Below are 10,430 nucleotides of genomic sequence, written 5' to 3'. Positions count from 1 at the left end.
CCGGCTCCCGCTCCGAGGCCTTCCGGGCGGCCGGGCGGCCGGGGGTGCGGTTCAGGCCACCAGGCCGGCGCGGAAGCCGGCCGCCACCGCGTGCGCGCGGTCCCGCGCGCCGAGCTTGCGGAACAGCCGCCGGGCGTGGGTCTTCACGGTGTCCTCCGAGACGAACAACTCCCGGCCGATCTCGGCGTTGCTCTTGCCCTCCGCCATGCCCAGCAGCACCTGGAGTTCGCGTTCGGTGAGCCCGACCTGGGACCGGCCGCCGCGCGGGCCGGGCCCGGACCGCCGACCGGAGGGCGTGGCCTCGGCCGGCTCGTCGGCGGGCTCGGCCGGGTCGTCGCCGCGCTGCGACGGCACCACCGTCGGGGTGCCGCCCGGGCCGTCGGGGGCCGTCGCCTGCCAGCCGGGTCCCGGTTCGGCCGGCGGCCGGCCGGCCGGGCCGGTACGGGCGGGACCGCCGACCGCCGCGGTGTCCCGGGCCGGGTCGGTGGCCGGGCGTCGGGCTGCCCGGCCGGGCGAGGAGAGCAGCAGCAGGGCCTTGGCCACCGCGCTGGTCAGGTCCTGGTCGACGCCCTGGATGAGGCCCCGGGCACCCGCGCTGATGGTGGCCGCGGCGGCCTCCGACTCCTCCGTGCCGAGCAGCAGCACGGAGGCCTGCGGCGCGCGGGCGAGCACCCGCCGGACGAAGCCCGCGCTGTCCGGCCGGGTGAGGGCCGTGTCCGCGAGCACCACGTCGGCCGGGCGCTCGGCCAGCCGCAACATCACCTCGGGATCGGAGACGGCCGTCCGCACCACGGCGGACAGCCCGAGCCGTGCCGCCGCGGACGCCAGATGCTGCGCCGCGAGCGGTGTCCGAACGCACACGAGAACCGTACGCACAGTGGTCTCCTCTCCGTCCAGAAGCAGACCATGACCGGGTCGGGTCGCGAGGGGGTTCGGGCAATCCTCCGAACTTTTCCGACAAGTGGGGCATATGCCGCTAGTTGCCGGAAGTTTTCGATCACAGGTGTGTGAGCCGGCGACGGCCCGGGTACGGAGGTCCCAGGCCGGAAACGGCGCGCCTGCGCGGACCGTCGCCCGGACGCCGATTCACCAGGATCTGCGCGGTGCCGCGCGGGAGGAGGGGTGCTGATGTCGAACGTACGCAGACTGCCCGGACCCATCGTCGACCTCTGGGACTGGCAGCGGCTCGGTGCCTGCCGGGGCCGGGACAGCGCGCAGTTCTTCCACCCGGACGGCGAGCGTGGCTCGTCCCGCCTGCGCCGGGAGTCCGGCGCGAAGGCCGTCTGCCGCGCCTGCCCGGTACGGGCCGAGTGCGCCGCCCACGCCCTCGCCGTACGCGAGCCGTACGGCGTCTGGGGCGGCTTCAGCGAGTCGGAGCGGCTGCGGTTGCTCGCCGTCGGCTGGGAGGACCTGGCCGACCGCCGGCAGAGCCGGGTCGACGTGGCCCGGCTGGAGGCCCGCCTGGGCCAGCCGCACCGGTCGACCGTCCCCGCCCAGCGCAAGATCGCCTGAGCCGGCAACCTCCGCGATAGACCACACCGACGCCGCGTCCCCGCCGGGGACGCGGCGTCGCGGCGTTCCCGCCCGGGTTCACGAGGCACCGGCCGGCCGACGGTCACGCCCCCGGCCCGCTGAAAGGCGTCGGGGCGCACCGCCACACGGACGGTGCGCCCCGACTGGGCGTACGGCGAGGGTCAGAAGCCCGGGCCGTGCTGGTGGCCGTGGCCGTGGCTGTGGCCGTGCCCACCGGCGGCGGCCGGCTCGGCCTTCTCCGGCTTCTCCACCACGAGGCTCTCCGTGGTGAGCAGCAGGCCGGCGATCGACGCCGCGTTGGTGACCGCGTTGCGGGTCACCTTCACCGGGTCGACGATGCCGGACTTCGCCAGGTCGACGTACTCGCCGGTGGCGGCGTCGAGGCCGTGGCCCCACTCCTTGCCGGCGACCTTCTGCACCACGACGTAGCCGTCGTGGCCGGCGTTCTGGGCGATCCAGCGCAGCGGCTCGACCAGCGACTTGCGCACGATCGAGACGCCGACCTTCTCGTCCCCGGTGAAGCCGAGGTCGTCGTCGAGCGCCGGCAGGATCTGCACCAGGGCGGCGCCGCCGCCGGGGACGGTGCCCTCCTCGACCGCGGCCTTGGTGGCGGCGATCGCGTCCTCGATGCGGTGCTTGCGCTCCTTCATCTCGACCTCGGTCGCGGCGCCGACCTTGATGACCGCGATGCCGCCGGACAGCTTGGCCAGCCGCTCGGCGAGCTTCTCCCGGTCCCAGTCGGAGTCCGAGGCCTCGATCTCCTTGCGGATCTGCGCGACCCGGTCGGCGACCTCGCTCGACTTGCCGCCGCCGTCGACGACCGTCGTGTTCTCCTTGTCGACCACCACGCGCCGGGCGGTGCCGAGCACCTCCAGGCCCACCTGGTCGAGCTTGTAGCCCAGCTCGGGCGCGACCAGCTCGGCGCCGGTGAGGATCGCCATGTCCTGGAGCATCGCCTTGCGCCGGTCACCGAAGCCGGGGGCCTTGACCGCGCAGACCTTGAGGGTCTTGCGGATCGAGTTGACCACCAGCGTCGACAGCGCCTGGCCGTCGACGTCCTCGGCGATGATCAGCAGCGGCTTGCTGTTCTGGAGGACCTTCTCCAGCAGCGGCAGCAGCTCCTCGATCGCCGAGATCTTCTGGGTCGTGATCAGGATGTACGGGTCCTCCAGGACCGACTCCTGCGACTCCATGTCGGTGACGAAGTTGGGCGAGATGAAGCCCTTGTCGAACTGGAGACCCTCGGTCACGTCCAGCTCGGTGTGCAGGGCGGAGCCCTCCTCGACGGTGATGACACCGTCGCGGCCGACCCTCTCCATCGCCTCGGCGATCAGCTCGCCGATCGTGGCGTCCTGCGCGGAGATCGTCGCGACGTGCGCGATCGACTTCTTGTCGGCGACCTCGACCGCGCGGCCGAGCAGCGCCTCGGAGACCTTGGCGGCCGCCGCGTCGATGCCCCGCTTGAGGCCGGCCGGGTTGGCGCCGGCCGTGACGTTGCGCAGGCCCTCGCGGACCATCGCCTGGGCCAGCACGGTGGCGGTGGTGGTCCCGTCGCCGGCGACGTCGTTGGTCTTGGTCGCCACCTCCTTGACCAGCTGCGCACCGAGGTTCTCGTAGGGGTTGGTGAGCTCGATCTCCTTGGCGATGGTCACGCCGTCGTTGGTGATCGTGGGCACACCGAACTTCTTGTCCAGGACGACGTTGCGCCCGCGCGGGCCGAGGGTGACCTTGACCGCGTCCGCGAGGGCGTTGACACCGTGCTCGAGCAGGTGCCGGGCGTCGTCCGAGAAGCTCAGGATCTTCGCCATGAATGTCCCTTCGAAGCGACGTCGCCCCGGCCCGGCGAGCCGGACCGGGGCGACGACACTGATCGGTTGCTTACTTCTCGATGACCGCGAGGACGTCGCGGGCGGAGAGCACCAGGTACTCCTCGCCGGCGTACTTGACCTCGGTGCCGCCGTACTTCGAGTAGAGGACGGTGTCGCCGACCTTCACGTCGACCGGCACGCGGTTGCCCTTGTCGTCGATCCGGCCCGGGCCGACAGCGAGGACGGTGCCCTCCTGCGGCTTCTCCTTGGCGGTGTCGGGGATCACGATGCCGGAGGCGGTGGTGGTCTCGGCCTCGTTCGCCTGGACCACGATGCGGTCCTCGAGCGGCTTGATCGCAACCTTGGTCGCGGTAGTCACGGGCATACCCTCCCGGGTACTTGGTTTCGTTACCGGCCGGCATGCCGACCAGCGTCAATCTGCCACATGCCACCGGGCGGGGCCGTCGTCGCGGGTGCCGGTCCGCCTGGCGTTCAGCAGCCGGACCATGGGGCCCGGAAGCTGGCACCCTCGGGGTGAGAGTGCTAATCGCAGGTTATTCCTCGGCTAGCACTCCGTCAAGGAGAGTGCCAACCCGCCGGCCGGCGCGTCGGGTCCGCCGACCACAATGAACGGGTGGATCTCGACCAACTCGCCGCCCTGCGTACGCCCGAGGGGTCGGCCGCGCTCGCCGCCGCCGCGCGGGTGGCCGGCGGTGATCCGCTGACCGCGGCGGCCGCGCTCCGCTCTACGGGGCTGCCGGCCGACCTGGCGTCGGCCGCCCTCACCCAGGCCGAGCTGCGCCGCCGGGCAGTCGGCAAGTTCGGGCCGGCGGCGGCCGGGATGTTCCTCACCCGGGCCGGGCTGGAGCAGGCCACGCGGGGCGTCGTCGCGGCACGGCGGGCCGAGCGGCTGCGGGCCGCCGGGGTGCGCGTCCTCGCCGACCTCGGCTGCGGCCTCGGCGCGGACGCGCTCGCCGCCGCCCGCGCCGGCATCCGGGTGTACGGCGTGGAGGCCGACCCGCTGACCGCCGCGATGGCCGCCGCGAACGCCGAGGCGGCCGGGCTGGCCGAGCTGTTCACGGTGGAGTGTGGCGACGCCACGGCGTTCGACGTGGACCGGGTCGACGGGGTGTTCTGCGACCCGGCGCGCCGGAAGGCGGGCACCGGGCGGCGGATCTTCGACCCGAACGCCTACTCGCCGCCCTGGGACTTCGTCGTCGGGCTGGCGGAGCGGGTGCCGCACACCGTCGTGAAGGTGGCGCCCGGCATCGACCACGCGCTGGTCCCGGCGAGCGCCGAGGCGGAGTGGGTGAGCGTCGACGGCGACCTGGTCGAGGCGGCCCTGTGGTGCGGCGAGCTGGCGCAGGTCCCCCGCCGCGCCACCCGGCTGCACGGCAAGGAAGGGCCCCCTGTCGACGCCTCCGGCAGCGGAAGGGTCCCCTGCTGGCAGTTGACGGGCTCCGGGGACGCCGAAGCACCGGTCGGCCCGGCGCGCCGCTTCCTGTACGACCCCGACCCGGCGGTGGTCCGCGCGCACCTGGTCGCGGAGCTGGCCGAGACGCTGGGCGCGACGCTGGCCGACCCGAGCATCGCCTACCTCTACGCGGACGCGCCGACGCCGACGCCGTTCGCCCGCTGCCTGGAGGTCACCGACGTGCTGCCGTTCTCGCTCAAGCGGCTGCGGGCGCTGCTGCGGGAGCGCCGGGTCGGGCGGGTGGAGATCCTCAAGCGCGGGTCCGCCCTGGAGCCGGAGAAGCTCCGCCGGGACCTGCGGCTGACCGGGGGCGAGGCGGCCAGCCTGGTGCTGACCCGGGTCGCCGGGGCGCCGACGGTGCTGGTCTGCCGGCCGGTCGGGTAGCGCGCGGGGGCGTCCGGCCTTTTCGGCTCGCGGGTCGTACGGGGCCGGGTTAGCTTGGCCGTCATGGCGGGACAGGGCACTCCGGCGACCGCGCTGCTGACGAAGCGGAAGATCGCCCACAGCACCCATCCGTACGACGTCTCCCCGGACGCGCCCCACTACGGCGCGCTGGTCGCGGCGGCCCTGGGGGTGCCGCCGGAGCGGGTCTTCAAGTCGCTGGTCGCCGAGGTCGACGGCGCGCTGACGGTGGCGGTCGTGCCGGTCACCGGCGAGCTGGACCTCAAGGCGCTCGCGGCGGCGGTCGGCGGCAAGCGGGCCGCCATGGCCGACCGGGCGGTCGCCGAACGGGCCACCGGCTACGTGCGCGGCGGGATCAGCCCGCTCGGCCAGCGCCGGCGGCTGCCCACGGTGCTCGACTCGTCGGCGCTCGACCATCCCACCGTCTACGTCTCGGCGGGCCGGCGCGGGCTTCAGCTCCAGCTCGCCCCGAAGGATCTCGTCGCCCTCACCGGGGCGGTCACGGCCCCGCTGTCGGCCCGCTGAGCTGCGCCGCTCCCGTCAGCCACGAGAGAGCGCTCCCCGATGGACGACGGCCGGGTGTCAGGGACGTTGCTGAATTGTTACTGCCGACAACAAACTCGCCACCTCGGCGCTCTTGTGCCCACGGCGCGAACCGGAATACGTTGCCGGACACAACAAACCAACATCATCCCCCACCCCCGAAAGGACCCTGCTGATGCGCAAGGGCTTCCTCACCTTCGCCGCTGTGGGCCTGCTGGCCGCCGGCGGCCTGACCGCCTGCGGCGACGACTCCGGTTCCGATGCCGGCGGCTCCACCGAGAAGAAGCCGAAGATCGGCGTGATCCTTCCGGACAGCAAGTCCTCCGCCCGCTGGGAGGGCGCGGACCGAAAGTTCCTGACGGAGGCGTTCCAGGCGGCCGGCGTCGACTTCGACATCCAGAACGCCCAGGGCGACAAGACGGCGTTCCAGACCATCGCCGACCAGATGATCACCAACGGCGTGACCGCCCTGATGATCGTCAACCTGGACTCCGGCACCGGCAAGGCCGTCCTCGACAAGGCGAAGTCCCAGGGCGTGGCGACCATCGACTACGACCGGCTCACGCTGGGCGGCTCGGCCACCTACTACGTCAGCTTCGACAACGAGGTCGTCGGCAAGCTCCAGGGCGAGGGCCTGAGCAAGTGCCTGACCGACAAGGGCGCCAAGAACCCGGTGGTGGCGTACCTCAACGGCTCCCCCACCGACAACAACGCCACCCTGTTCAAGAACGGGTACGACTCGGTGCTCAAGCCGAAGTTCGACTCGAAGGAGTACACCAAGGGCCCGGACCAGAACGTGCCGGAGTGGGACAACACCCAGGCGGCCACGATCTTCGAGCAGATGCTGACCCAGCAGCGGGGCAAGATCGACGGCGTGCTCGCCGCCAACGACGGCCTCGGCAACGCGGCCATCTCGGTGCTGAAGAAGAACAAGCTCAACGGCAAGGTCCCGGTGACCGGCCAGGACGCCACCCCGCAAGGCCTGCAGAACATCCTCTCCGGCGACCAGTGCATGACCGTCTACAAGGCGATCAAGGAGGAGGCGAAGGCCGCCTCGGACCTGGCCATCGCGGTCGCCAAGGGTGAGAAGAAGGAGACCGGCCAGACGGTCAAGGACCCGGAGGGCGGCCGGGACGTCCCGTCGGTCCTGCTGACCCCGAAGCTGATCTTCAAGGAGAACGTCAAGGACGTCATCGCCGACGGCTTCGTCACCAAGGACGAGGTCTGCGCCGGGGCGTACGCCAAGCTCTGCGCCGACGCCGGCATCAGCTGACCCGTACCCGATTCCACGCGCACGCCGCCCGGCACGGACCCTGTGCCGGGCGGCGGTTCGCGCCGGACGGGATCCGAGACCTCCCCTCCACCTGAAGGAGCCCCCGTGTCCGCAACCCCCCTGCTGGAACTACGCGGGATCGACAAGAGCTTCGGTCCCGTCCAGGTCCTGCGCGACGTCGCCTTCACCGCCCACCCGGGCGAGGTGACCGCGCTGGTCGGCGACAACGGCGCCGGCAAGTCGACCCTCGTCAAGTGCATCAGCGGCATCCACCCCACCGACGCCGGCGAGTTCCGCTTCGACGGCCGACCGGTGACCATCAACAGCCCCCGCGACGCCGCCGCGCTCGGCATCGAGGTCGTCTACCAGGACCTCGCGCTCTGCGACAACCTCGACATCGTGCAGAACATGTTCCTCGGCCGGGAGAAGCGCAGCGGCATCGTGCTCGACGAGCCGACCATGGAGCAGATGGCCGCCGACACCCTCGCCGGGCTCAGCGTACGGACCGTGAAGTCGCTGCGGCAGCACGTCTCCAGCCTCTCCGGCGGCCAGCGCCAGACCGTCGCGATCGCCAAGGCCGTGCTCTGGAACAGCAAGCTCGTCATCCTCGACGAGCCGACCGCCGCGCTGGGCGTCGCGCAGACCGCCCAGGTGCTCGAACTGGTCCGCCGGCTCGCCGACAACGGCCTCGCCGTGGTGCTCATCTCGCACAACATGAACGACGTCTTCGCCGTCTCCGACCGGATCGCCGCGCTCTACCTCGGCCAGATGGTCGCCCAGGTGAAGACCACCGACATCACCCACTCGCAGGTGGTCGAGCTGATCACCGCCGGTCGCTCCGGCGGGCTCGGGCTCGCCGCCGAGCCGACCAACGGCGGCAACGGGAACGGCGCAGGGCCGGCCGGCAGCAACTCAGGAGGCGTCCGATGACCACCACCGTCGTGCACAAGGACGGCCCGGCGGCCGTCACACCGCCGGCCACCCTCGCCAGCCACGTCCGCAACTACGTCGGTCGGGTCCGTGGCGGCGACATCGGGGCGCTGCCCGCCGTACTCGGCCTGGTCGTGCTCTGCACGGTCTTCTCGATCATGCAGCCGACGTTCCTCAGCGCCGGCAACTTCGCCAACCTGTTCACCCAGGGCGCCGCGGTCACGCTGATCGCCATGGGGCTGGTCTTCGTCCTGCTGCTCGGCGAGATCGACCTCTCCGCCGGCTTCGCCAGCGGCGTCTGCGCCGCCATCCTCGCCAACGTGGTCACCGTGCTCGGCTACCCGTGGTACGTGGCCGTGATCGCCGCGATCGTCACCGGCGTGGCGATCGGCACCACCCTCGGCTTCCTCGTCGCGAAGATCGGCATCCCGTCGTTCGTGGTGACCCTCGCCGGGTTCCTCGCCTTCCAGGGCATCGTGCTGATGCTGATGGAGGAGGGCGCCAACATCTCGGTGCGCGACGAGGTGCTGGTGGCCATCGCCAACCGCAACCTCCCGCCCGTCCTGGGCTGGCTGCTGGCCGCGGTGGCGGTCGCCGGCTACGCGGCCGTGCAACTGCTCCGGCACCGTACGCGGGTCGCCCGGGGTCTGGTCACCGACCCGATCGCGGTGGTCTTCGCCCGCATCGGCGGGCTGGCGCTCGTCCTCGGCGTCGCGGTCTTCATCCTCAACCTGGAGCGCAGCCGCAACGTCGTGATCAGCTCGCTCAAGGGCGTGCCGATCGTGGTGCCGATCATCGCGGTGCTGCTGGTCTTCTGGACCTTCGTGCTCCAGCGCACCAGCTACGGCCGGCACGTCTACGCGGTGGGCGGCAACAAGGAGGCGGCGCGCCGCGCCGGCATCAACGTGGACCGCATCCGCATCTCGGTCTTCGTGATCTGCTCCTCGATGGCGGCCGTCGGCGGCATCGTCGCCGCCAGCCGGGCCAACTCGGTGGACCCCAACACAGGCGGCAGTGATGTACTGCTCTACGCGGTCGGCGCGGCCGTCATCGGAGGCACCAGCCTCTTCGGCGGCAAGGGCCGGGTGCTGGACGCCGTCCTCGGTGGCGCGGTCGTCGCGGTCATCGACAACGGGATGGGCCTGATGGGATACAGCTCGGGGGTGAAGTACGTGGTCACCGGCGTGGTGCTGCTGCTCGCCGCGAGCGTGGACGCGTTCTCCCGCCGGCGTTCCACCGCCACCGGCAACCGCTGACCGCGGCACCGGAAGTGACGACGGCGATGCGCGCAGGACCGAGCCAGGACGAGATCCGCCGGCAGAACCTGGGCGCGTTGCTGCGGTACGTGCACGTGCACGGGGCCACCACCCGTGCCGAGCTCACCACCACGCTGGGGCTCAACCGCAGCACCATCGGCGCGCTGACCGCCGACCTGGCCGGCGCCGGGCTGGTCAGCGAGGGGACGCCGAAGGAGACCGGTCGGGCCGGGCGACCGTCGCTGGTCGTCCGGCCCGAGTCGGACCGGGTGCACGCGTACGCGTACAGCATCGAGGTGGACCGGCTGCGCGCCGCGCGGATCGGTCTCGGCGGCGCGGTGCTCGACCGCCGGGAGCTGGACCGCCCCCGGGGTCTGACCGCCGCGGAGGCCGCCCCGCTGCTGGCCGGGGCGGTCAAGGACATGCAGCAGAGCGCGCCGGCGGACGCCGTCTGCGTCGGCGCGGGCGTCGCGGTCTGCGGCATGGTCCGCCGCGACGACGGGCTGGTCCGGCTGGGCCCGACCACCGGATGGGTGGACGAGCCGATCGGCGCGGCGCTCGGCGCCGAGCTGGGCTGCGACGTGCCGGTCACGGTCGGCAACGTGGCCGACGTGGCGGCCTTCGCCGAGCACGCCCGGGGCGCGGCGGCCGGCTGTGACAACGTCATCTACCTGTACGGGGACGTGGGCGTCGGCGCCGGCATCATCGCCGGTGGGCGGCGGCTGACCGGGCACGGCGGCTACGGCGGCGAGGTCGGCCACATGGTGGTCGTCCGCGACGGCGCGCCCTGCGAGTGCGGCTCCCGGGGCTGCTGGGAGACCGAGATCGGCGAGCACGCGCTGCTGCGCGCGGCCGGCCGCTCCGACGCGCGGGGCCGCGACGCGCTGCTGGCCGTCTTCGACGCCGCCGACCGTGGCGACCTGCGGGCGCAGACGGCGGTACGCCAGGCCGGCGACTGGCTCGGCTTCGGGGTCGCCAACCTGGTGAACATCTTCAACCCGGAGATGGTCATCTTCGGCGGCGGCATGCGGGACCTCTACCTCGCGGCGGCGGCCCAGGTCCGCAGCCGGCTCAACTCGATGGCCCTGCCCGCCTGCCTGGAGCACGTCCGGCTGCGCACCCCGAAGCTCGGGGACGACGCGGCGCTGATCGGCGCCGCCGAACTGGCCTTCGAACGCCTGCTGGCGGACCCCCTCGACGTCGGCTGACCG

At 72.6% G+C, this 10,430-nt stretch carries 10 protein-coding genes; 7 read left to right on the top strand and 3 right to left on the bottom strand.

Annotation, left to right across the window (positions count from 1 at the left end; all coding sequences use genetic code 11):
- Positions 1–51: 51 nt before the first annotated feature.
- Positions 52–876, bottom strand: a complete 825-nt coding sequence (locus tag F6X68_RS25490) for a helix-turn-helix transcriptional regulator (RefSeq protein WP_151456656.1) — start codon at positions 874–876, stop codon at positions 52–54.
- A 252-nt stretch (positions 877–1,128) separates the two neighbouring features.
- Here F6X68_RS25490 and F6X68_RS25485 point away from each other — a divergent pair, with 252 nt between their 5' ends.
- Positions 1,129–1,512: a WhiB family transcriptional regulator gene (locus tag F6X68_RS25485; protein ID WP_089003203.1), complete on the top strand. Its 384-nt coding sequence runs from the start codon at positions 1,129–1,131 to the stop codon at positions 1,510–1,512.
- A gap of 182 nt (positions 1,513–1,694) precedes the next feature.
- On the opposite strand, the gene groL is transcribed toward F6X68_RS25485, so the two are convergent.
- The gene (gene groL, locus F6X68_RS25480; protein ID WP_151456655.1) at positions 1,695–3,341 is read right to left on the bottom strand and encodes a chaperonin GroEL; all 1,647 of its coding nucleotides are present in this window, start codon (positions 3,339–3,341) and stop codon (positions 1,695–1,697) included.
- 70 nt (positions 3,342–3,411) lie between these two features.
- Positions 3,412–3,726, bottom strand: coding sequence for a co-chaperone GroES (groES, locus tag F6X68_RS25475; RefSeq protein ID WP_088998427.1), 315 nt, complete (start codon positions 3,724–3,726; stop codon positions 3,412–3,414).
- Positions 3,727–3,975: 249 nt separating this feature from the next.
- On the opposite strand from groES, the gene F6X68_RS25470 reads away from it, so the two are divergent.
- The 6 genes from F6X68_RS25470 (at position 3,976) to F6X68_RS25445 (ending at position 10,427) form a co-directional block, all read left to right on the top strand.
- Positions 3,976–5,199 (top strand): methyltransferase domain-containing protein, encoded by a 1,224-nt coding sequence (locus F6X68_RS25470; protein ID WP_151456654.1) that lies wholly within the window; start codon positions 3,976–3,978, stop codon positions 5,197–5,199.
- A 63-nt stretch (positions 5,200–5,262) separates the two neighbouring features.
- On the top strand, positions 5,263–5,742 hold the full coding sequence (gene ybaK, locus F6X68_RS25465; RefSeq protein WP_151456653.1) for a Cys-tRNA(Pro) deacylase: 480 nt from the start codon (positions 5,263–5,265) through the stop codon (positions 5,740–5,742).
- A gap of 193 nt (positions 5,743–5,935) precedes the next feature.
- A complete protein-coding gene (locus F6X68_RS25460; protein ID WP_151456652.1) occupies positions 5,936–7,033 on the top strand; it encodes a sugar ABC transporter substrate-binding protein in 1,098 nt (365 codons plus the stop codon).
- Between the two features lie 105 nt (positions 7,034–7,138).
- On the top strand, positions 7,139–7,963 hold the full coding sequence (locus F6X68_RS25455; protein WP_151456651.1) for an ATP-binding cassette domain-containing protein: 825 nt from the start codon (positions 7,139–7,141) through the stop codon (positions 7,961–7,963).
- The gene (locus tag F6X68_RS25450; RefSeq protein WP_151456650.1) at positions 7,960–9,219 is read left to right on the top strand and encodes a sugar ABC transporter permease; all 1,260 of its coding nucleotides are present in this window, start codon (positions 7,960–7,962) and stop codon (positions 9,217–9,219) included. The genes F6X68_RS25455 and F6X68_RS25450 overlap by 4 nt, the downstream gene beginning before the upstream one ends.
- A gap of 26 nt (positions 9,220–9,245) precedes the next feature.
- The gene (locus F6X68_RS25445) at positions 9,246–10,427 is read left to right on the top strand and encodes an ROK family protein (protein WP_151456649.1); all 1,182 of its coding nucleotides are present in this window, start codon (positions 9,246–9,248) and stop codon (positions 10,425–10,427) included.
- Positions 10,428–10,430 lie beyond the last annotated feature (3 nt).

Source organism: Micromonospora sp. AMSO12t (assembly GCF_008806585.1).
Classification (GTDB): Bacteria; Actinomycetota; Actinomycetes; order Mycobacteriales; family Micromonosporaceae; genus Micromonospora; species Micromonospora reichwaldensis.
This window is presented reverse-complemented; position numbering and strand designations above follow the sequence as displayed.

Coding starts and splice junctions, on each gene's coding strand:
- F6X68_RS25485 (WP_089003203.1), top strand. CDS start 1,129: ATGTCGAACGTACGCAGACTGCCCGGACCCATCGTCGACCTCTGGGAC.
- groL (WP_151456655.1), bottom strand. CDS start 3,341: ATGGCGAAGATCCTGAGCTTCTCGGACGACGCCCGGCACCTGCTCGAG.
- groES (WP_088998427.1), bottom strand. CDS start 3,726: ATGCCCGTGACTACCGCGACCAAGGTTGCGATCAAGCCGCTCGAGGAC.
- ybaK (WP_151456653.1), top strand. CDS start 5,263: ATGGCGGGACAGGGCACTCCGGCGACCGCGCTGCTGACGAAGCGGAAG.
- F6X68_RS25460 (WP_151456652.1), top strand. CDS start 5,936: ATGCGCAAGGGCTTCCTCACCTTCGCCGCTGTGGGCCTGCTGGCCGCC.
- F6X68_RS25450 (WP_151456650.1), top strand. CDS start 7,960: ATGACCACCACCGTCGTGCACAAGGACGGCCCGGCGGCCGTCACACCG.
- F6X68_RS25445 (WP_151456649.1), top strand. CDS start 9,246: ATGCGCGCAGGACCGAGCCAGGACGAGATCCGCCGGCAGAACCTGGGC.